18 protein-coding genes and 1 other RNA gene are annotated in these 22,068 nt (G+C 63.9%); 9 read left to right on the top strand and 10 right to left on the bottom strand.

Features of this window, described 5'->3' with window-relative positions; all coding sequences use genetic code 11:
- Positions 1-16: 16 nt before the first annotated feature.
- The 5 genes from JJC00_RS06440 to JJC00_RS06420 form a co-directional block, all read right to left on the bottom strand.
- Positions 17-841 carry a TIGR00282 family metallophosphoesterase gene (locus tag JJC00_RS06440; protein WP_200471875.1) on the bottom strand — a complete coding sequence of 275 codons (825 nt, stop codon included), beginning with the start codon at positions 839-841 and terminating at the stop codon, positions 17-19.
- Positions 819-1,415, bottom strand: a complete 597-nt coding sequence (locus JJC00_RS06435) for a 5-formyltetrahydrofolate cyclo-ligase (protein WP_200471874.1) — start codon at positions 1,413-1,415, stop codon at positions 819-821. Before JJC00_RS06435 ends, JJC00_RS06440 begins: the two co-directional genes overlap by 23 nt.
- A 193-nt stretch (positions 1,416-1,608) precedes the next feature.
- A non-coding RNA gene (gene ssrS, locus JJC00_RS06430) (6S RNA) lies at positions 1,609-1,769 on the bottom strand.
- A gap of 269 nt (positions 1,770-2,038) precedes the next feature.
- Positions 2,039-2,422, bottom strand: coding sequence for a cell division protein ZapA (locus JJC00_RS06425; protein WP_027530136.1), 384 nt, complete (start codon positions 2,420-2,422; stop codon positions 2,039-2,041).
- Positions 2,419-2,739, bottom strand: coding sequence for a DUF4164 domain-containing protein (locus tag JJC00_RS06420; RefSeq protein ID WP_200471873.1), 321 nt, complete (start codon positions 2,737-2,739; stop codon positions 2,419-2,421). The genes JJC00_RS06425 and JJC00_RS06420 overlap by 4 nt, the downstream gene beginning before the upstream one ends.
- Before the next feature lie 413 nt (positions 2,740-3,152).
- Between JJC00_RS06420 and tkt the strand changes: the two genes are divergently transcribed.
- The 8 genes from tkt to JJC00_RS06380 all read left to right on the top strand — a co-directional run bounded on the left by tkt (position 3,153) and on the right by JJC00_RS06380 (position 12,738).
- Positions 3,153-5,138, top strand: coding sequence for a transketolase (gene tkt, locus JJC00_RS06415; protein WP_200471872.1), 1,986 nt, complete (start codon positions 3,153-3,155; stop codon positions 5,136-5,138).
- 168 nt (positions 5,139-5,306) lie between these two features.
- Positions 5,307-6,314: a type I glyceraldehyde-3-phosphate dehydrogenase gene (gap, locus tag JJC00_RS06410; RefSeq protein WP_200471871.1), complete on the top strand. Its 1,008-nt coding sequence runs from the start codon at positions 5,307-5,309 to the stop codon at positions 6,312-6,314.
- Positions 6,315-6,480: 166 nt separating this feature from the next.
- Positions 6,481-7,674, top strand: a complete 1,194-nt coding sequence (locus tag JJC00_RS06405) for a phosphoglycerate kinase (protein WP_200471870.1) — start codon at positions 6,481-6,483, stop codon at positions 7,672-7,674.
- Between the two features lie 50 nt (positions 7,675-7,724).
- Positions 7,725-8,792: a class II fructose-bisphosphate aldolase gene (gene fba, locus JJC00_RS06400; protein ID WP_200471869.1), complete on the top strand. Its 1,068-nt coding sequence runs from the start codon at positions 7,725-7,727 to the stop codon at positions 8,790-8,792.
- A gap of 236 nt (positions 8,793-9,028) precedes the next feature.
- Entirely contained in the window at positions 9,029-10,054 is a 1,026-nt protein-coding gene (locus JJC00_RS06395) for a class I fructose-bisphosphate aldolase (protein WP_200471868.1), read from the top strand.
- 3 nt (positions 10,055-10,057) lie between these two features.
- Positions 10,058-10,726 (top strand): thiamine phosphate synthase, encoded by a 669-nt coding sequence (locus tag JJC00_RS06390; RefSeq protein ID WP_200471867.1) that lies wholly within the window; start codon positions 10,058-10,060, stop codon positions 10,724-10,726.
- Positions 10,727-10,734: 8 nt separating this feature from the next.
- Positions 10,735-11,835, top strand: coding sequence for a tetratricopeptide repeat protein (locus JJC00_RS06385; RefSeq protein ID WP_200471866.1), 1,101 nt, complete (start codon positions 10,735-10,737; stop codon positions 11,833-11,835).
- Between the two features lie 117 nt (positions 11,836-11,952).
- On the top strand, positions 11,953-12,738 hold the full coding sequence (locus JJC00_RS06380; protein ID WP_200471865.1) for an inositol monophosphatase family protein: 786 nt from the start codon (positions 11,953-11,955) through the stop codon (positions 12,736-12,738).
- Positions 12,739-12,963: 225 nt separating this feature from the next.
- Here JJC00_RS06380 and JJC00_RS06375 read toward each other — a convergent pair whose 3' ends face one another.
- Together JJC00_RS06375 and JJC00_RS06370 are read right to left on the bottom strand one after the other, a co-directional pair.
- Positions 12,964-14,100 (bottom strand): lactonase family protein, encoded by a 1,137-nt coding sequence (locus JJC00_RS06375; RefSeq protein WP_200471864.1) that lies wholly within the window; start codon positions 14,098-14,100, stop codon positions 12,964-12,966.
- A gap of 613 nt (positions 14,101-14,713) precedes the next feature.
- Positions 14,714-15,121, bottom strand: coding sequence for a hypothetical protein (locus JJC00_RS06370; protein ID WP_200471863.1), 408 nt, complete (start codon positions 15,119-15,121; stop codon positions 14,714-14,716).
- Positions 15,122-15,732: 611 nt separating this feature from the next.
- Here JJC00_RS06370 and JJC00_RS06365 point away from each other — a divergent pair.
- On the top strand, positions 15,733-16,155 hold the full coding sequence (locus tag JJC00_RS06365) for a hypothetical protein (RefSeq protein WP_200471862.1): 423 nt from the start codon (positions 15,733-15,735) through the stop codon (positions 16,153-16,155).
- 158 nt (positions 16,156-16,313) lie between these two features.
- Here JJC00_RS06365 and JJC00_RS06360 read toward each other — a convergent pair whose 3' ends face one another.
- The 3 genes from JJC00_RS06360 to JJC00_RS06350 all read right to left on the bottom strand — a co-directional run bounded on the left by JJC00_RS06360 (position 16,314) and on the right by JJC00_RS06350 (position 21,925).
- Positions 16,314-17,441 carry an AAA family ATPase gene (locus JJC00_RS06360; RefSeq protein WP_200471861.1) on the bottom strand — a complete coding sequence of 376 codons (1,128 nt, stop codon included), beginning with the start codon at positions 17,439-17,441 and terminating at the stop codon, positions 16,314-16,316.
- A 122-nt stretch (positions 17,442-17,563) separates the two neighbouring features.
- Positions 17,564-20,725: a multidrug efflux RND transporter permease subunit gene (locus JJC00_RS06355; RefSeq protein ID WP_200471860.1), complete on the bottom strand. Its 3,162-nt coding sequence runs from the start codon at positions 20,723-20,725 to the stop codon at positions 17,564-17,566.
- Positions 20,726-20,731: 6 nt separating this feature from the next.
- The gene (locus JJC00_RS06350; protein WP_200471859.1) at positions 20,732-21,925 is read right to left on the bottom strand and encodes an efflux RND transporter periplasmic adaptor subunit; all 1,194 of its coding nucleotides are present in this window, start codon (positions 21,923-21,925) and stop codon (positions 20,732-20,734) included.
- Between the last annotated feature and the right edge of the window lie 143 nt (positions 21,926-22,068).

Below are 22,068 nucleotides of genomic sequence, written 5' to 3'. Positions count from 1 at the left end.
AATGCCGCTCGAAGATTCAGCTCAACCAGAACTTCGGCGTCGCCGGCTCCAGCCGGCCCCCCATGCGCACAGGCGCAATCTTCAGCGCGAGGCCTGTTGCGTCATCCGTTTCCACCGCGACGCCGCTGAGCGTCGCGACGCCCGCCGCCGGCTCGAACCGGCCCGACGGAATTCCCGACGTGAACCTGCGCAGCGGCTCTTCCTTCTGCATGCCGATGATGGAGTCGTAGTCGCCGGTCATGCCGGCGTCGGTCATGTAGGCGGTGCCGCCGGTGAGGATCTGATGATCGGCGGTCGGCACATGCGTATGCGTGCCGACAACGAGGCTGGCGCGGCCGTCGCAGAAGAAGCCGATGCCCTGCTTCTCGCTGCTCGCCTCGCAATGGAAGTCCACCACGATGGCATCGGCGGCAACGCCGAGCGGACAGGCGCCGAGCTCGCGCTCGAGCGCTGCAAAGGGATCATCGAACGGGGTCATGAAGACGCGCCCCAAAGCGTTGACGACGAGCGCATGCTTGCCGTTCTTGGTCTCGACCAAAGCGGCGCCGCGGCCGGGCGTGCCGCGCGGATAGTTCGCCGGCCGCACCAGGCGCTCCGCGCGCTCGATGAAAACCAGGGCTTCGCGCTGATCCCAGGAGTGGTTGCCGAGTGTCACCGCATCGGCGCCGGCATCGAGAAATTCCTGATAGATCGCTTCCGTGATGCCGAAGCCTCCGGCCGAATTCTCGCCGTTGACGACGACGAAATCGAGCGACCAGTCCTTGACCATGCCGGGCAGATATTCGGCGATGGCGTTGCGGCCGCTACGGCCGACGACATCACCCACGAAGAGAATGCGCAACTTCAGAACTCCGGAAATCAAACACGTCCGATTCCGTTAGCACATAATCCAGCGCGACGTCGTGCGATAGTGCCGGAACCGCCTTGATCTCCTGCGCTGCAAAAGCAAGCCCGATGCCGACGATGTTCTTGGCTTTCCGTAAGTGCGCGAAGGTGAAGTCGTAATGTCCCGCACCATAGCCGATGCGATGGCCGAGACGGTCGAACGCCGCGAGCGGCGTCAGCATGATGTCGGGGATGACTTCGCTTGCTGCCGGCGACGGCTCGGGAATGCCGAGCGGACCGAGCATCAGGCGGTCGTTCGGATGAAAGAGGCGGAAGACCAGCGACTGGCCGCGCGCGGTGACGCAAGGTAGCGCCAGCCTGGCGCCCTCTTCTGCCAGCTTCTTTAGCAGCGGCATCGGATCGATCTCGCTGCGGATCGGCGAGTAGCCGGAGACGATGCTGCCGGGCAGCAGATCGAACGGCAACCCGCGCTTGGCGAGCTTGGCGGCGGCGGCAATGCGCTTCTTCTCGCTCAACGCGTCGCGCGCCGCGAGGGCTTTGGCACGGAGTTCGGATTTCGAATTGGACATGCGCTTTCAGTCCCCCACGTCATCACCCGCGAAAGCGGGTGATTCAGTATTCCAGAGGCGGTCGTGATTCACGCAAAGGCCGCAGCGTACTGGATGCCCCGGTCCCCCGTGCGCAATTGCGCACTAGGCGGGGCATGACACCTGCTGAACTGGCCGCAGTCGTTTCAACAAGCACAAACCAAGCAAACAAAAGTGCGAAGCCGCGGACGCCGTTGAAGCACTCGATCCCGGAGTTCCCTACGAAAGTAGGTGGGCACCATATGTCCGAGCCCACGGGCCCGGCCAGGGACAGTTCCCTAAAGGATCGATAAGGCCCCGGGGATATATGGCTCCGGACGCGCGTCGCAGCCTCGCTCACGCAATGTAACAACGATACCGACGAATCGCCAGCGCGATCGCAAAGGCCGCGGCGCAATGAGATCAGACTTCCCCGCCGCCACGGCGGAAGTGCGCTCCCTCCCCCGCTTGCGGGGGAGGGCTGGGGAGAGGGTGTCTCCGCGGGCGAGAACCCCCAAGACGTCAGAGCCCTCACCCGGCGCTACGCGCCAACCTCTCCCGCAAGCGGGAGAGGTTGAGCCCGCGGCCAGATCGAGCACAACAATTGACTGAGTCTTCCGCGGAGCCTACCCGATGGCGATCCCGTTGCCGACGGTGCGGTTCAGGACCTGGGTCGACTTCTCGATGCGTTCGGCGGCGGCGTTCAGCGCGTTGACCACGGCGGTCTGGGTCATCCGGGCGCGCTCGACGGCGGCGTTGCGGAAATCCCGCAGTTCGGTCAGCTCCTGCTCCATGGTGCGGATGCGGTTGCCGGCGTCGACCAGCTCGTCGCACACGGTCAACGCCGCCATCACGGTGAGGCGTGCATCGCCGATCTCGCCGAATTTTCCGCGCAGCGACTGAATCCGCGTCTCCAGGCTTTCGGCGAGCTTCAACAGCCGCACCTCCTGGCCCTCCTCGCAGGCCATGCGATATTGGCGGGCGTTGATGGTGACGTTGATGTGGCTCATCCGTCCTCTCCGGTATCAAGTACCGAACGTATCGTGACGATTGCGGAATCCAGCCGGTCGGAGATTTCGCGATTGGTGCGCTCGAGCTTGCGCGCCTTCACCAGCGCGCCGTCGAGCTCGTCGGCAAGCCGCGAGCGGTCGGCACCCAGCGCCTGGATTCGCGTCGCGAGCTCGTTCTCGTCGCGATCGGCATCGCGCCGCCGCTCGACCGCGCTTTCGAGCCCGTCGAGCGCCGCCGTGAGTCTGCGGGTCGCGATCTCGATCTCGACGGCAGAGGACTCCGTCATGGCAGCGCTGTTGGATACGCGATCGTTCATGCAGTCAGCGGCGGAACCTATGGGCCTTGCCCGTGGCCTTTACCTCAAGAGCTTGCCGTCCGGCAAAAGACTCGGTTCGGCAAGCGGTTAGAAGCAGAAATTTACGTGGCAAGCTAGCCAAGCGCAACGCCGCCGCGAAACTATGCACCGCTAGATCGGGATGAGATCATCCCGATCTAGCAGTTCCTCTTGGGCATGATCCCCGCTCAAACGCCCTGCGTTTGTCGCGCGGAAAACCGGCCCGCCACTTTTCCGGATCATGCCGTAAGCAACTTTTACGGCGAAACCGGCGTTTGATCGCCTTGGACTCCCGGAACCGAGGTGCTATCCCAGCCCCGATCTTCAGCGGCCGCCAAGCTCCCCGCGCGGCCCCCACCCACCGCCAAGCGCCTCATTTCAGACGGATTTCAGACATGACGCAAGTCGACCCCAACCGCATGGCCAACGCGATCCGTGGCCTCTCGATGGACGCTGTCGAGAAGGCGAAATCGGGCCACCCCGGCCTGCCGATGGGCGCAGCCGATGTCGCCACCGTGCTGTTCACGCAATTCCTGAAATACGACGCCACCGCCATCGACTGGCCCGACCGCGACCGCTTCGTGCTTTCGGCCGGACACGGCTCGATGCTGCTCTATTCGCTGCTGTACCTGACCGGCAACGCCGACATGACGCTGGACCAGCTCAAGCAATTCCGCCAGCTCGGCGGACTGACGCCGGGCCATCCCGAGAACTTCCACACCAAGGGCATCGAGACCACCACCGGCCCGCTCGGCCAGGGCATCTCGACCGCTGTCGGCATGGCGCTCGCCGAGAAGATGCTCGCCGCCGAGTTCGGCAAGAAGATCGTCGACCACCACACCTACGTGCTCGCCTCCGACGGCGACCTGATGGAAGGCGTGTCGCAGGAAGCGATCGCGATGGCCGGCCACTGGAAGCTCGGCAAGCTGATCGTGCTCTACGACGACAACGGTATCTCGATCGACGGCCCGACCTCGATCGCCGACTCGGTCGACCAGGTGAAGCGTTTCAAGGCGTGCGGCTGGGCCGCCGAGAAGATCGACGGTCATGACCAGGCCGCGATTGCCGCAGCAATCACCCGCGCGCAAAAATCCAACAAGCCGACGCTGATCGCCTGCCGCACCACCATCGGCTTCGGCGCGCCGCACAAGGCCGGCACCGCAAAAGCGCATGGCGAGGCGCTCGGCGCCGACGAGCTCAAGGCCGCCAAGGAAAACCTCGGCATCTCGCTCGAGCCATTCTCCCTGCCTGATGACGTGCTGAAGGCCTGGCGCGCAGCCGGCGCGCGCGGCGCGACGGCACGCCAGGAATGGGAAGCACGGCTCGGTGAGCTCGGCAGCCGCAAGCGCGCCGAGTTCGAGCGCCGGCTGCGCCACAAGCGCCCGGCTTCGCTCGCAAAGGCCGTGCGCGCCTACAAGAAGGAACTCTTGGAAAAGCCGATGACTGCGGCCACCCGCAAATCGTCGGAAGCGGTGATTGAAGTCATCGCCGCCGCAATGCCGATGGAATTCCTTGCCGGCTCCGCCGACCTCACCGGCTCCAACAACAACAAGGCGAAGTCGGCGACCGCGTTCTCCGCCAAGACGCCGAAGGGCCGCTTCATCCATTACGGCATCCGCGAGCACGGCATGTGCGCGGCCATGAACGGCATCTTCCTGCACGGCGGCTTTGCGCCGAACGGCGCGACCTTCCTGGTGTTCACCGACTACGCACGGCCCGCGATGCGCCTTGCGGCATTGATGGGCGCCGGCGTCGTCTACGTGATGACGCACGACTCCATCGGCCTCGGCGAAGACGGCCCGACCCACCAGCCGGTCGAGCATCTTGCAGCGCTTCGCGCCATTCCGAACATGCGCGTGTTCCGCCCCTGCGATTCCATCGAGGTCGCCGAGTGCTGGGAGCTTGCGCTCAATCGTATCGACGGTCCGACGGTGCTGGCGTTGACGCGGCAGAACCTGCCGCAGCTCCGCACCACCGCGCCGAACGAGAATCCGTGCGCGGCCGGCGCCTACGAGCTGGTCGCGGCCGAGGGCGAAGCCAGGGCGACGCTGTTCGCCTCCGGCTCCGAGGTCGAGATCGCGGTGGCCGCCCAGAAGCAGCTCGCCGAGCGCGGCATCCCGTCGCGGGTGGTCTCGGTGCCCTCGCTCGAGCTGTTGTTAGCGCAACCAGAGGCCAAGCGTGCCGCCATCATCGGCAATGCGCCGGTGAAGGTCGCGATCGAGGCCGCGGTGCGCTGGGGCTGGGATGCCGTGATCGGCCAGGATGGCGAATTTGTCGGCATGCATTCCTTCGGTGCGAGCGCGCCGGCCAAGGACCTTTACAAGCATTTTGGCATTACCGCCGAGGCTGCGGTGAACGCCGTGCTGAAGCGCGTTTCCTGAGAGTTGAGCTTGCCAAAAAAAAGGACTACGTAATCTCTCATATGATCAAGCACCGCCCGGCCGAACCGGGCGTCCGCCCTAAAAAACCCTCGCAGGCGCGCTAAGCGCGTTGTGCGGGATCATCGGGGTTATTGAACACGTCATTGAACGGTCATAAGGAGACGAAACATGGCAGTCCGCGTCGGAATTAACGGTTTTGGTCGTATCGGCCGCAACGTCCTGCGGGCTATCGCTGAGTCCGGCCGCAAGGACATCGAGGTCGTCGGCATCAACGATCTCGGCCCGGTCGAGACCAACGCCCATCTGCTCCGCTTCGACAGCGTCCATGGCCGCTTCCCCGGCACCGTGACCGTCGACGGTGACTCGATCAGCCTCGGCGACGGCAAGATCAAGGTGACCGCCGAGCGCGATCCCTCGAAGCTGCCCTGGAAGGATCTCGGCGTCGACATCGCGCTGGAATGCACCGGCATCTTCACCGCCAGGGACAAGGCCGCCGCGCATCTGACCGCCGGCGCCAGGCGCGTGCTGGTCTCCGCGCCCGCCGACGGCGCCGACGCCACCATCGTCTACGGCGTCAACCACGACACGCTGACCAGGGATCATCTGGTCGTCTCCAACGGAAGCTGCACCACCAACTGCCTCGCGCCGGTTGCGAAGGTGCTGAACGATCTCGTCGGCATCGAGACCGGCTTCATGACCACGATCCACGCCTATACCGGCGACCAGCCGACGCTCGACACCATGCACAAGGATCTCTATCGCGGCCGTGCGGCGGCGATGTCGATGATCCCGACCTCGACCGGTGCGGCCAAGGCGATCGGCCTCGTGCTGCCCGAACTGAAGGGCAAGCTCGACGGCGTCGCGATCCGCGTGCCGACCCCGAACGTCTCGGTCGTCGACCTCAAGATCGTCGCCAAGCGCGCCACCGATCCGAAGGAAATCAACGAGGCGATGAAGCGCGCCTCCGAGCAGCAGCTCAAGGGCATCCTCGGTTACACCACGGCGCCGAACGTCTCGATCGACTTCAACCACGACCCGCACTCGTCCACCTTCCACATGGACCAGACCAAGGTGCAGAACGGCACGCTGGTGCGCGTGATGTCCTGGTACGACAACGAGTGGGGCTTCTCGAACCGCATGGCCGACACCGCGGTGGCGATGTCGAAGGTGATCTAAGGGGAGCGTTATGCTTCCTGCCTGGATCGGAATCCCTGGCGTCATTATGCTGTTCGCGTTGATTGCGTACGGCATGCGCCAGGGAAGCGAGGTAACGACCAGGCAGGAAGGCAATCCACCCGAGCGCGATGCGCCTTAGCATCGCCAGCTAACGAGTGATCAGGACATGGCCAAATTCCGCACCCTCGACGACGTCGACGTGAAGGGCAAGCGCGTGCTGCTGCGCGTCGATCTCAACGTACCCATGGACAATGGTCGCGTCAGTGACGCGACCCGGCTCGAGCGCGTCGCGCCGACCATCACGGAGATCTCGGACAAGGGCGGCAAGGTCATCCTGCTCGCGCATTTCGGCCGGCCCAAGGGCCGCGATGCCAAGGACTCGCTCAAGCCGGTCGCCGAGGCGCTGTCGAACGTCGTCAAGAAGCCCGTCGCTTTCGCCGATGATTGCATCGGTGAGCCCGCGGCCACGGCCGTGGCGGGCCTGAAGGATGGCGACATCCTCTGTCTGGAAAACACCCGCTTCCACAAGGAAGAGGAAAACAACGATCCGGCCTTCGTGGCGGAGCTGGCGAAGCTCGGCGACATCTGGGTCAGCGACGCGTTCTCGGCCGCGCACCGCGCCCACGCCTCGACCGAAGGCCTCGGCCACAAGCTGCCGGCCTATGCCGGCCGCACCATGCAGGCCGAGCTCGACGCGCTGGAAAAGGCGCTGGGGTCGCCGACCAAGCCGGTTGTCGCGATCATCGGCGGCGCAAAGGTCTCGACCAAGATCGACCTGCTCGAAAACCTCGTGAACAAGGTCGATGCGCTCGTGATCGGCGGCGGCATGGCCAACACCTTCCTGCACGCCCAGGGCGTCGGCGTCGGCAAGTCGCTGGCCGAGAAGGATCTCGCGCCCACCGCCGTGCGCATCATGGAGAAGGCGGAAGCCGCCAACTGCGCCATCATCCTGCCGGTGGACGCGACGGTCGCCTATCATTTCGCCGCCAACGCGCCGTCGCACGCCTATGGGCTCGACGCGATCCCGGCCGACGGCATGATCCTGGACGTCGGCCCGCAGTCGATCGCGCGGATCCACGCGGCCATCGACGACGCCGCGACACTGGTCTGGAACGGACCGCTCGGTGCGTTCGAGATGCAGCCGTTCGACCGCGGCACGGTCGCGGCCGCCAAGCACGCCGCCGAACGTACCAAGGCGAAAAAGCTGGTCTCGATCGCAGGCGGCGGCGACACCGTTGCGGCCCTCAACCAGGCCCATGTGGCCGGTCAGTTCACCTATGTCTCGACCGCCGGTGGCGCATTTCTTGAATGGATGGAGGGCAAGCCCCTGCCCGGCGTCGAAGTGCTGCGCACCAAGTAAATAGACTGCAAGAAACAAGCGGCCCTTAGGCCCGAACGGAGAAAAGACAGATGGCTCGGATCACGTTGCGTCAGTTGCTCGATCATGCGGCGGAGCACGATTACGGTGTCCCGGCCTTCAACATCAACAACATGGAGCAGGCGCTGGCGATCATGGAAGCGGCCAACCAGGTCGACGCGCCCGTCATCATCCAGGCCTCGCGCGGTGCGCGCTCCTACGCCAACGACGTCATGCTCAAGCACATGATGGACGCGGTGACCGAGATCTATCCGCATATCCCGGTCTGCGTGCATCTCGACCACGGCAACGAGGCCGCGACCTGCATGACCGCGATCCAGGCCGGCTTCACCTCGGTGATGATGGACGGCTCGCTCAAGGCCGACGGCAAGACGCCTGGCGACTGGAATTACAATGTCGGCGTCACCAAGACCGTGACCGACATGGCCCATCTCGGCGGCATCTCGGTCGAGGGTGAGCTCGGCGTGCTCGGCTCGCTCGAGACTGGCATGGGCGACAAGGAAGACGGCCACGGCGCCGAGGGCAAGCTGAGCCATGACCAGCTCCTGACCAATCCGGACGAGGCCGTGAAGTTCGTCCAGGAGACCAAGGTCGACGCGCTCGCGATCGCGATGGGGACTTCGCACGGCGCTTACAAATTTACCCGCAAGCCGGACGGCGACATCCTCGCCATGAACGTGATCGAGGAGATCCACCGCAAGCTACCGAACACGCATCTCGTGATGCACGGCTCCTCCTCGGTGCCGCAGGACCTCCAGGACATCATCAACGCCTATGGCGGCAAGATGAAGCCGACCTGGGGCGTGCCTGTTGCCGAGATCCAGCGCGGCATCAAGCACGGCGTGCGCAAGATCAACATCGACACCGACAACCGCATGGCCATGACGGGCCAGATCCGCAAGGTCCTGAAGGACAATCCGGAAGAGTTCGATCCGCGCAAGTACCTGAAGCCGGCAATGGAAGCCATGACCAAGCTGTGCAAGCAGCGGCTCCAGGAGTTCAATACCGCCGGCCAGGCCGCCAAGTTCAAGAAGATCCTGCCCCCCGCCGACATGGCCAAGCGCTACGCCAAGGGCGAGCTCGATCCGAAGGTTGCCTAAAGGCTTCAGCCCCATCCCCCCGTCGGGACACGCGAAGCGTGGGCTATGATGCGCAATTGCGCATCTGTGAATCCATAACCTCCGCCCGGGGTTATGGATTCCGGGCCTGCGCCTTTCGGCGCATCCCGGAAAGACGGGGAGCCGCCCTTACCCTGCGACGAACGTTAACTCGGCAATTGCCCGAGAACCGTCTATTTTCGCAGGCAAGGGCAGAATCGTTTTGGGAGGACCTCTCGATGAATCTGACTGAGCTCAATGGGATCGCGACCGCCATGGTCGCGCCGGGCAAGGGCATCCTTGCCGCCGACGAATCCTCCGGCACCATCAAGAAGCGGTTCGACGCGATCGGCGTGGAATCGACGGAAGGCAACCGGCGCGACTATCGCGAGATGCTGTTCCGCTCGACAGAGGCCATGCGCCAGTACATCTCCGGCGTGATCCTCTATGACGAGACCATCTGGCAGGACGCGAAAGACGGCACGCCGCTGGTGAAGCTGATCGAGAGTAGCGGCGCCATCCCCGGCATCAAGGTCGACGAAGGCACGCAAGCCCTGCCGATGTGCCCGGGCGAAACAGTCACCGTGGGACTCGACAAGCTCGCCGATCGCCTGAAGAAATATTACGAGCGCGGCGCCCGCTTCGCCAAATGGCGGGCCGTGATCGATATCGGCAGCGGCATTCCCTCGATGACCGCGATCAGCGTCAATGCGCATGCGCTGGCGCGCTACGCCGCGCTGTGCCAAGCCGCGCAGATCGTGCCGATCGTCGAGCCGGAGGTGCTGATGGACGGCGATCACGACATCGACCGCTGCTATGAGGTGACCAGCCGCGTGCTCAACAAGACGTTCCAGGAATTGCGTGCGCAGCGCGTCGCGCTCGAAGGCATGGTGCTGAAGCCGAACATGGCGATCTCAGGCAAGAAATCCGCAAAGCAGGCTTCCGTCGAGGAGGTCGCGGAGAAGACGATCCGGCTGCTGAAGGCGTGCGTGCCCGCGGCCGTGCCCGGCATCGCCTTCCTCTCCGGCGGCCAGTCGGACGAGGAGGCAACTGAGCATCTCAACGCCATGCACAAGCTCGGCCCGCTGCCCTGGAGCCTGACCTTCTCCTACGGCCGCGCGCTGCAGGCCGCGCCGCAGAAGGCCTGGTCGGGCAAGGCCGAAAATGTCGTGGCCGGACAGAACGCATTCAGTCATCGTGCGCGCATGAATGGCCTCGCCTCCAAGGGCGAATGGCAAAGCAGCCTGGAACAGAAGGCAGCCTAGATCTTGTCGAACAAATCGCCTCCCCCGCGCCCGGCGCCGCGCCTTTACCTCGCGACGCCGGTCGTCGATGATCCCGCCTCGCTCCTCGCCGAGTTGCCGGCGCTGCTCGCGGCAGCCGACGTCGCGGCCGTGCTGGTGCGGCTGAAGGAGACCGATCAGCGCACCATGATCTCACGGATCAAGGCCTTGGCGCCGGTCGTGCAGAACGCGGGCGCGGCCGTGCTCGTCGACGGCCATCCTGATATCGTCGCACGCGGCGGCGCCGACGGCGCGCATCTCGCAGGCATCGCCGCGCTGGAAGAGGCGATGCCGTCGCTCAAGCCCGATCGCATCGCGGGCGTCGGCGGGCTCGAGACGCGGCACGAGTCCATGAATGCCGGCGAGATGGGCGCGGACTACGTGCTGTTCGGCGAGCCCGACGCCAAGGGCCAGCGACCGTCATCCCAGGCGATTGCCGAGCGGCTGGACTGGTGGGCCGAGCTGTTCGAGCCGCCCTGCGTCGGCTTCGCGACGTCGTTCGCGGAGGCTCACGACTTCGCCGCCAGCGGCGCGGATTTCGTGCTGGTCGGCGATCTCGTCTGGGCGGATTCTCGCGGGCCGAAGGCCGCGCTGATCGAGGCCGACGCCGCGATCAAGAGGGCCTTCACGGCTGTTGCCGCGGGCCAGGGCTAGCGCCCGCCATGACGCTCCCGCGCATCACCCTTCTGGCCACGCTGCTGCTGGCAACGCCCGCGGCCGCGCAGCTCCAGATCACGCCGCCGGCGACGATCCCTGCGCCCGAAAAGCAGAAGGCCAAGGAAACGGCAAAGGAAGCGGCAAAGGAAAAGCCAAAGGTCGCGCCGCACTCGATCACGAAAAAGAAGGAGGCCGGACCGGCGCCAAAGCCGTCGGCCTTGCCGAGCCCGACGCTGCCGGCAACCGTGATCCCGGCGCCGGCGACCGACAATTCCAATGTCGACCTGGTGTTCGGCGCCTATCAGCGCGGCCAGTACAAGACCGCCTTCGACCTCGCCAGCGCGCGCGCCAAGACCGGCGACTCCAAGGCCATGACCATGCTGGGCGAGCTCTATTCCAACGCCATGGGCATCAGGCGCGACTACGCCAAGGCGGTCGAATGGTACAAGCGCGCGTCCGACGCCGGCGATCGCGAGGCGATGTTTGCGCTCGCCATGCTGCGCATCGCCGGCCGCGGCGGCCCGGTCGACAAGGGCGAGGCGGTCAAGCTGATGGCCTCCGCCGCCAAGCTCGGCGAGCCGAAGGCGGCCTATAACCTCGCTCTGCTTTATCTGGACGGCCAGACCCTGCCGCAGGACGTCAAGCGCTCCGCCGAGCTGTTGCGTCAGGCGGCCGATGCCGGGCTGCCCGAGGCGCAATACGCGCTCGCGACCTTCTACAAGGAAGGCACCGGCGTGCCGAAGGATCCCGAAAGGTCGGTGCGGCTGCTGCAGGCAGCCTCGCTGGCCGACAATGTCGATGCCGAGGTTGAATATGCCATCGCCATGTTCAACGGCACCGGCACGCCGAAGAACCAGCCCGCGGCCGTGGCGTTGCTGCGCAAGGCGTCCCGCCAGGGCAGCGCGATCGCGCAGAACCGGCTGGCCTGGGTCCTGATCAGCGGCATGGGCACATCCGTGGACAAGGTCGAGGGGTTCAAATGGCATCTGGTGGCCAAAACCGCCGGCAAGGGCGATCCCGAGCTCGACAAGCAGCTGGCCGATCTGCCCGCGGACGACCGCGCCAAGGCGGAAGCCGCCGCCAAGAAATGGCTCGGAAACAAATGACCTGACGCCAAATGGCGTGCAAATGAGCTGAACGACTTGACGTTTGGCCCCTCGCGGGGCACCCCATCCCCTCAAATGGCGCGGTTCTGCGCCCCTCCCCCAATCAAGACTGATCTCATGCTATATTCCGCCACTATCAATGTCATGGTCAAAGCCGCGCGCCGCGCCGGCCGCAGCCTCAAGCGCGATCTCGGCGAGATCGAACATCTCCAGGTCTCCCTGAAGGGGCCGGCAAACTTCGTCTCGCTCGCCGACAAGCGCGCCGAGGAGATCCTCTACCAGGACCTCGCCAAGGCACGGCCCGGCTATGGCTTCATCGGCGAGGAAGGCGGCACGCGCGAAGGCTCCGACAAGAGCCATACCTGGATCGTCGACCCGCTCGACGGCACCACCAACTTCCTGCACGGCATCCCGCAATTCGCGATCTCGATCGGTCTCGTGCGCGAGGGCACCATCATCGCCGGCGTGATTTACAACCCCGCCAATGACGAGCTCTACATCGCCGAGCGCGGCAAGGGCGTGTTCCTCAACGACCAGCGCCTGCGCGTGGCCGGCCGCCGCCAGCTCAACGAATGCGTGGTGGCCTGCGGCCTGCCCCATATCGGCCGCGGCGACCACGAGGAATTCCGCCGCGAGATGACCGCGATCCAGGATCGCGTCGCGGGCCTGCGCCGCTTCGGCGCCGCCTCGCTCGACCTGGCCTTCGTCGCCGCCGGCCGCCTCGATGGCTACTGGGAGCGCAATCTGCAATCCTGGGACCTCGCCGCTGGCATGCTGATGGTGCGCGAAGCCGGCGGCACGGTCAGCGACATCAACACGCCGGGCGATGCGCTGGTCACGGGCGATGTCGTGTGCGGGAATGAATACGTGCACGGGGAGCTGGTGAAGATTTTACGGAAGTAGGAATCGCGATCCATTCATAATCGGCGCGATTGTAGCGCATGATTCGAGCCCCAGTTTGGGAGCTGGAATCAAAAGGGTCTGGCCAGACGCAACGCTTCCGGGGCAGGTCCCCGGTTGAACGCTTACGGGATAGAAGCGGACATCAGCCAGCCGACATCTCCGCTGAAACCGTCGGAAATGACCCATACCGGAAGTGACCTTCAACGGCACTCGAGCAGGGGCCGGCTAGTCGCCGATCCTATCGACGATCTCAACCCAGTTCGGCTGCTTGCCCATCGGATATTGCTTGACGTTCTTCAGCTCGCCGCTGTCCGGGTCGATCGCATGGACGGTCAGGCTCGCTGAATCCATCCCCACGGCCAGCAAGAACTTGCCGCGCGCATCGATGTTGAACCCGCGCGGGGTCTTCTCGGTTGGCCATTTGCCAATCCCGGTCAGTGTGCCCTTCTCGGGATCGATCTTGTACCCATGCAACATGCTGGTTGTCCGGACGGCGCCATAAAGGAATTTGCCATTCGGCGTGATATGGATGTCGGATGCGAAGGCCGAGTCTTTTTGGTTGTAGTCGCCGGTGTCGACGTACGCCACCTCGGTAAGGGTACCGGTGTCCTTTTCGATCGAATATGTGCCGATCGTCGCGGTCGTCTCAGTGATGAGATAACCCCATTTGCCATTCGAGTGGATGGTGAAATGGCGCGGGCCGGCGCCGGCCTTGGTGGCGACTGTGGGCGGATCATTGAGCGTCAGTATGCCGGTCCTAGCATCGAACTTGAACTGCATGACGTAGTCGGCCCCGAGCACCGGCACATAGACATGCCTGTTGCTGGTGTCAACGAAGACGCAGTGCGCCTTCGGTTTGGTGTCGATGATCTGGGTCGCCTTGCCTTCGACGGTATAGCGCGCGTCGATCGAATAGACTGCGACCTTGGCGGCGGTATAGGACGCGCCGAGCAGGTGTTTGCCAGTCTTATCGACGTTGATGTAGGCCATCTGATCGACCAGTGGCGTCACGTCGAGATGGGTAAGCTTCCCGCTGGTGTGGTCGATGGAGAATGTCGACACCGGATACGGCTCACTCCGCAGTTGCGCGTAAATGAAGCGCTTGTTTGGGGCCAGCGCCATCGGCAAGCTGACCAGCGACGTCTTCTCTGCGCCGGGCACCGGCACCTTCTCGACCATGGTGAGCTCACCGGTGTCGCGGTTCATGCCGAGGACATAGATGTCCTTGGTGCCAGCGTTCGAGACGTAGACGAATGTTTCGGCGCCATCAGTAGCCGTCGCCCTCTGCGCTCCGATGAGGGGAACGGCGCCAAGCGCAGTGATCCCGCTGAGCCCGAGTTGCAATACGCGGCGTCGTCTCATGATGTTCTCCTACCGTTGCAACTCACGTTCGGCACGAGCCGCGGGTCTCACGACATCCCCCGGATTGTTGAATCTTATATCTGAAATCGGGGCCGTGCATTCAAAATCACGCCATGATCATGGATTGCGGGCCAGCAACTATAGCGACGTCGCCAGCCTAGCCATTGCGACGTTATCGTCGCGTCTGCGGTCCGAGATAGCCTGACCGAGCTTTACATTTATTGTTTCGTTGGCGCTGGCGGCCTGATCTCCTACTGGTCTGACATCATCGACCAGCCTTGAGGTCGGTCACTAGGTCGGCTTGGTCGGCCCCCGCACCAGCTCACGGCTGGATGCGCCAATCGCATCCTCAGGGGGCGGAAACCGGGCGGCTGCAAAGTCGCTGGGCCTGCCGGTGCCCCCACGCTGGTTGCCCGCGCCGGCAATGTGATTGAATAGAACTTTCTTGCTGCGGTGCATGAGTCCGGAATTGGCCCGAAGAAGAATTGGCGTCATTTCAGGGCCGCCGGTGCGCTCCTCGGCAAACCGTTGGCGACCCCACATTCCGCGGATGACGCTCCTCCAAGGAACGTCATCCGCACCTGCAGTCAGTCTCTTGCGAAGTAACGAGCCCTTAAGCCTTTAGGTCCGTGATCCGCATGATTGCGACCGCGTTCCCATCGTTGTGCGCTTGCTCTTTTGTGTCCTTGTTGCAGGTCCAGACAAAGTTCTTCTTGGCCGTAAAGGTCTTTCCATCCTGCTCGATCCGAAGCTCCCCTTCGGGAATATGACAGATCATGGCATTCATCATCGGGGGGCCCATAGTCTTCGATCCCGGTTGCATAATGACATCGCGCATCGAGACGGTCTTAAAACCGGGGATGAGAGATGGTGTCTCTGCATCATAAGCACGCACCACGACACCTGGCCACGGCGTGGTGTCCTTGTAGCCCGCGCTTTGAGCGGCGGCTGGCTTCATCATGGCAGCCGAAGCCGCTGCAAACCCGATTCCCAGTGCTAATCTTCGATCAATCTTGTTCATCGCTTTTCTCCCGGCGTTACGCAACGTGCCGCCGCAAAAGCGGCGCGCAACATTCGTGCTGAATGGTGGTGCGAAACCGAAAAAAGGATCGATCTCTTAAGAGGGCGTGCCTGCCGATGGCACCAGCGCTGCTTGTTCGCCCCGACGGGGATTTCGGCACGTCCCGCTTCAAGGGCAACCACATTCTACGCGACCTGACGCACCTGGGAAACAGGTGGCGTCGCCCGAAGACACGATTGCTATACCGACCGGAGGCGGCGACTACAGCTCCTTAGGAATGTCCGGAGTTGGACCTTCGCGTCATATTGCGCCGCCGTACGATGTCGGCCGTCAACGGGGCATTGCGGAAGTCGAAGTGTGGCCGTCAATTGCAGAGCTCGTGACCCACAGCGGACGTTGCAGTGAACAGATTTACTAGGCTGGGGGTACCGACCGCTTTGCGAAGCTTCATCAGATCGGAGCTCTACCATCGCCTCTCAGGCAATGGTCGCGCGGTGTTGCAGCCGAACTTCCGACTATACGATCGGTGCAGCGTTATACACGGGAGCGAATCTCATATTGGCTTTGCAGGCCGGCCGCCCTAGAATTGCGGCGATCGCAGGACGGGCGAAATGCAGTATGTTTGCGACGCGCCGAAGGGTAAGACCTGGTTCCGTATCGAGACGGAAGGTGAAGCGGCGCATGAGTCGCGCCTGATGAGCCACACAGTCGAGAAATATTTCCGCCTCGAGCGGGAGAAGGCAGTCCAGTCCTGGCATCCGGAGCGGCCCAATGCGATCGAGCGCGACATCGGCCTCGAGGCCCATGTAAAGCGAGAGATGCCGCTTTTCCTCACGTTGCGCGACAGGGAGGGCAATGCACTGGCTACAGCGATGCTGCCACCGGGTGGCAAGGATCGCGGCGGGTTCCGGATCATCATCGTTGCCGCATCCAATGCCGATCCTTATGCTGAGCAGGATGCGGCCATCGCTGCGCTGGGAGCGCATTTCGGTCTCACACTCGATCGCCACCGCTGCTTCCCCTACGGCCGCTAAGAAGTCTGACAAGTATCGCTGCTTGATTGGAGCGATGTCGGCTCATGGCCCTACTGCAATGCCGCACGAACTTGGCCGCTATAGGAGCAGAGCGGACGTACATGACGCCGCCGGCCTTGTAAGTACACGGCCTCGCACGACGGCTCGGCCTGCAACGACTAAGAGTCGTCTTCGTCGGATTCCTCGTCCCGATATTCACCGCCAATGGTCAGGCCCTCGATTGTCGTGGCGCCTTTCGGCTTGATCACCCGGCGAAGCGGGACCGAACTCTCGCTTCGCAATGCGTCCATCAGGTGTTCCGAATGGGTGACAATCCAGATGTCGGCACGGCGTGATGCCTTGGCGATCAGCCGGGCCAATGGTGCCAGCAGCGACGGATGCAGGCTGGTCTCGGGTTCGTTCAGCGCGATGAACGGCGGCAGCCGATAGCCCATGAACACCGCGAGCAGGCAGATGTATTTCAGCGTCCCGTCGGACAGTTCGTGAGCCCTAAACGGCCGCGGCATGTCCGCCAGTTGCAGATCAAATTCACACAAACCGCTTTCTTCCCACGCGCGGAGCTCAGCGCCGGGGAACGCATCTTGGATTGCTTCCTGGATGTCGCTGGCGTCTTCCCGAATGGTATAGAGTGTCGCCAGGGCCGCAGCCAAATCGCTTCCATCGGCACTGAGCGAGGGCGTCGTGATCGCCAGACAGGGCTTTCGTATCGGTGACGCCGGATCGGTGCGAAAGTCGTGATAGAATCGCCAGCCCAGCATTGCGTTTCTGATCAAATCGATTTCGGGACATTGCTTGCCATCGGAAAAACCTGCAAGCGCTGTCTCGGACGGCAGCACCGCATCCTTGTGGCTGCTCCATGCACCGCTCTCGCCGCGAACACTGACGAGCGAATTTTTCCGCTCCATGAGTTGAACCGCTCGTTTGCCCTGTGTCGCCTCGATGCTTTCGGTCTTGATCATCGGCTCGCCGGAAAACGCCGCCTCAAGCGGGCCGGGAAATCCGAGCTCAATGGAGTATCTGAGACGATCAAACCTGGCCGACAAACGCAGTCGCCCATCTTCGCCTCGCTTGCGAGGGCCAGACCAGCAGACGGACTTCAATCCGCCATCCTCGGCGATCGTGCGCGTGATTCGACCTGTCGCCGCGTCGCGCAACAGCGACAACGACTTGTAGAGATTGGATTTGCCGACACCGTTCTCACCCACGAACACTGACAAGGGGTGGATGGGTATCGAGAGCTGCCGAATGGAGCGATAGTTGGAGATCGCAACGTCGGTCAGACGCATCACATGCTCTCAATCGGCGGGTTGGCTGTGCATTCGCGCTGCGGCGCGAATACATGCTCATTCAATCCAGAGATGCAGTCTGGATTGACGTCGCCGAGAAAGCAAGCCGGCCGATTCCGCGTTCAGTGACCGGCCCTTGCCGGTGCGGGCGGCCCATACATCTCGGCCTTCTTCTCCTTTGCCTTCTCCCGGTCCCCCGCCAACACGCGCTGCACGGAGACGAAGAACACCGGCACCATCAGCAGCGCCAGGATCACCACCGCGATCATGCCGCCCATGACGACGCTGCCGAGCGATTGCTGGCTGGCGCCGCCGGCGCCGTGAGCGATGGCCATCGGCAGCACGCCGCAGATGAAGGCAAGACCGGTCATCAGGATCGGGCGGAAGCGCAGGCGGCAGGCCTCGATGGTGGCCTCCACCAGCGGCTTGCCTTCCTTCCGCAGATCCTTGGCGAATTCGATGATCAGGATCGCGTCCTTTGCGGCGAGACCGATGATGGTGATCAGGCCGACCGTGAAATAGACGTCGTTCGGCAGGCCGCGCAGCATTGCCGCGATCACGGCGCCGACGATGCCGAGCGGCACGGTGAGCAGCACCGCGAGCGGAATGGTCCAGCTCTCGTAGAGCGCGGCGAGACACAGGAACACCACGAACACCGACAGCGCCAGCAGGAACGGCGCCTGCGAGCCCGACAGCTTTTCCTGGAGCGACTGTCCGGTCCATTCATAGCCGAAGCCGCGCGGCAATTTGCCGGCGAGCCGCTCCATCTCGGCGATGGCATCGCCTGAGGTAAAGCCCGGTTTGGCTTCGCCGGAGATACGCACCGCCGGATAATAGTTGAAGCCGGCGATCTGCGTCGGGCCGCGCGCCCATTCGATCGTGGCGAAGGACGAGAACGGCACCAGCTGGCCGCGGCTGTTCTTGACGTTGTAGTTGAGGATGTCCTCGGTCCGCATGCGGTCGCGGGCATCGGCCTGCACCACGACGCGCTGCATGCGGCCGCGGTTCGGGAAGTCGTTGATGTAGTTCGAGCCGAGATCGGTCGAGATCGTGTTGTTGATGTCCTCGAAGGTGACGCCGAAAGCGCCGGCCTTCTCGCGGTCGATAATGAGATTGACCACGCCCGCCTCGGGCAAGCCTTCGATATAGACCTTCTGGAGCACCGGGCTCGCATTGGCCTGCGCGATCAGCTGATCGGCGGCGCGCATCAGGGCCGGATAGCCCTTCTGGCCGCGATCCTGGAGGCGGAACGAGAAACCCGAGGAGTTGCCGAGATTGTCGATCGGCGGCGGTTGCAGCGCGGAGATTTTTGCGTCGCGGATCGACGACGACAGATCGCGGTTGATGTCGTTGACGATCGCGGCGGCCGAGTCCTTCGGGCCGCGCTCCGACCAGCCCTTCAGGGTGATGAAGGCCTGCGCGGTGTTCATGCCCTGTCCGGAGAAGCTGAAGCCGGTGAGGAAGGTGACATCCTTCACGCCGGGGCGTTCGGCGAGATATTTCTCGACCTTCTCGATCACGGCCTCGGTGCGAGGATAGGACGAATCCGACGGCGTCTGCACGTCGGTGGTGACAAAACCCTGGTCGTCGACCGGCAGGAAGCCGCCGGGCAGGCTGACGAAGGCCCAGGACAGGCCGGCGAGCAGCGCGACGTAGACCAACATCAGGCGGCCGGTGCGCTTCAGCGAAAAGCCGACGGTGCGGGAATAGCCCTCCTTACCGCCTTCGAGCATCCGGTTGAACCAGCCGAACACACCCCTCTTCGCGTGGCCGTGACCAGCCGCTACCGGCTTCAGAATCGTCGCGCACAGTGCCGGCGTCAGCGAGAGCGCCAGGAACGCGGAGAAGCCGATCGCTGCGACCATGGTCACCGAGAACTGGCGGTAGATGATGCCGACCGAGCCCGGGAAGAACGCCATCGGCACGAACACCGCCATCAGCACCAGCGTAATGCCGATGATGGCGCCTGATATCTGGGACATCGCTTTCCGCGTCGCTTCCTTCGGCGGCAGCCCCTCCTCGCTCATGATGCGCTCGACGTTCTCGACCACGACGATGGCGTCGTCGACGAGGATGCCGACCGCGAGCACCATGCCGAACATCGAGAGCATGTTGATGGAGTAGCCGGCGAGCAGCAGCGTGGTACAGGCGCCCAAGAGCGCCACCGGCACCACGATGGTCGGAATGATGGTGTAGCGGATGTTCTGGAGAAACAGGAACATCACCACAAACACCAGCACCACGGCTTCGACCAGCGTCGTCAGCACCTTCTTGATCGAGGCCTCGACCACCGGCGTGATGTTGTAGGGAATTTCGTAGGAGATGTTGGCCGGGAAGAAGCGCGACAGCTCCTTCATCTTCTCCTCGACCGCGCTCGCGGTCGCCAGCGCATTGCCGGTCGGCGACATCAGCACGGAGAGACCGGCAGTCGGCTTGCCGTTCAGGCGTGTGTTGAACTGGTAGCTGAGACCGCCGACCTCAACCCGCGCGACGTCGCGCAGCCGCACAGTCGAACCGTCGGCATTGGCGCGCAAGATGATGGCGCCGAATTCGTCCGGAGAGGACAACTGGCCCTTGACCAGCACCAGCGCGGAGGTGCGCTGGCTCGAGGTCGACGGCTCGGCGCCGATGCTGCCCGAGGCAACCTGCGCATTCTGCGCGGCGATCGCCTTGTTGACGTCGTCGGCCGTCAGCCCATAGCCGACGAGCTTTGCCGGATCGACCCACACGCGAAGACTGCGCTCGGTCGAATAGAGGGTGGCGCGGCCGACGCCCGGAATGCGGCGGATCTCGCCGAGCACGTTGCGGATCATGAAGTCGCCCAGCCCGACCTCGTCGAGGCTGCCGTCGGTCGAGTTCAGCGTGATGATCTGAAGCACTGCGCTGGAGGCTTCCTCGATCAAGATACCCTGCTGGATCACCGCGCGCGGCAGGCGCGCCTCGACGCGCTTGATGCGGTTCTGCACCTCGACCGAGGCCGCGCTGGTGTCTGTGCCCGGCTGGAAATTGGCGATGATCTCGACCTGGCCAAGCGAGTCGCTGGTCGATTCGAAATTGAGGATGCCGGAGGCACCGTTGAGCTCCTCCTCGATCAGGCGCGTAACGCTGTTGTAGAGGTTTTCGGGCGACGCGCCCGGGTAACTCGTCGAAATCGAGATCGAGGGCGGCGCGATGATCGGATATTGCGCGATCGGCAACAGCGGGACCGAGATCGCGCCGATCAGACAGATGAACAGCGCGACGACCCAGGCGAAGATCGGCCTGTCGATGAAGAAGCTGGCCATGGCGCGCTACCGCGTGACCTTGAGGGCGTGCCGGTTGTCCGCGCTCGCCTCGGCCTCGGACCAGGATTGCGGCTTGACCTTGTCGCCGGCGGCGAATTTCTGAAAACCTTCGACCACGACCTTGTCGCCGGCCTTGAGGCCGTCGGTGACGAACCAGATGCCGTCCTGCACCGAGCCCGTACGCACCGCCTGCACCGCGATGCGGTTGTCGTCCTTGACGACGAACACCTCGCTGCCGCCGCCGCCATTGCGCTGGACCGCCTGCTGCGGCACCGCGATCGCGTCGGAGTCGAGACCCTGATCGAGGCGGACGCGGACATACATGCCCGGCAGCAGCTCGCGCTTGGGATTGCGGAACTCGCCGCGCAGCGTCACTTGCCCGGTATGGGCGTCGACCTTGGCATCGGAGAACAGCAGCTTGCCGTCGAGTCCATAGAGGGTGTTGTCGTCGAGCACGAGGCGCACCTTGACGGCGTCGGCCTCGATGCGATCGAGATCGCCGCTTTCGAAGGCACGGCGGAGCTGATTGAGCTCGGTCACCGACTGGGTGAAGTCGGCATAGATCGGATCGAGCTGCTGCACGGTGGCGAGATTGGTCTCGTTCTGCATGACGAGCGCGCCTTCACTGACCAGCGCTGCACCGACGACGCCATCGATCGGCGCGCGCACGGTGGCGTAATCGAGGTTGAGCTTTGCCCGCGCAAGCTCGGCCTTGCGGCCCTCGACTTCGGCCTTGGCCTGAAGCTCGGCGGCGATGGTCTTTTCGTTCTCGGCTTCGGGCGCGGCGCGCTGGCTGGTCAGGGTCGCGATGCGGCGTGCCTGCTGCTGCGCCTGCATCAGGGCAGCATCAGCCTTGGCCAGCGCGGCCTCATTGGCCATCACCTCGACCTCGAACGGACGCGGATCGATGCGATAGAGCGGATCGCCGGCCTTCACCTCGCTGCCCTGGCGGAACAGGCGCTCGACCACGATGCCTGACACGCGCGGACGCACCTCGGCGACGCGCGTCGGCGAGATCCGGCCCGGCAGCTCGCGCACAATGGCGCGGGCTTGGGGCTTGACGGTGACGACGCTGACATCGGGTTCGAAGGGTTGGGTAGCGGAGACGGCGGAAGAGGATTCGTCGCACGCGCCGAGCAGCGGCGCAAAGGCCGCGAGCATCATTGCAACGCATGCCGATCGCGCTCGAAGTCCTGACATGAAGTGGGGTGCCCCAAAATTGTTGAAACTGATCACGCGTCTCGCGACGCCCGTTCCGGGCAAGTCTGCGCGAGTGCTGCGACCAAGATAGATTGGACGTGCTGCAACGCAACGCGTCACGCGGGCGGCTCAATGTCACATGA

This window comes from Bradyrhizobium diazoefficiens (assembly GCF_016616885.1).
Lineage (GTDB): Bacteria > Pseudomonadota > Alphaproteobacteria > Rhizobiales > Xanthobacteraceae > Bradyrhizobium > Bradyrhizobium diazoefficiens_F.
This window is presented reverse-complemented; position numbering and strand designations above follow the sequence as displayed.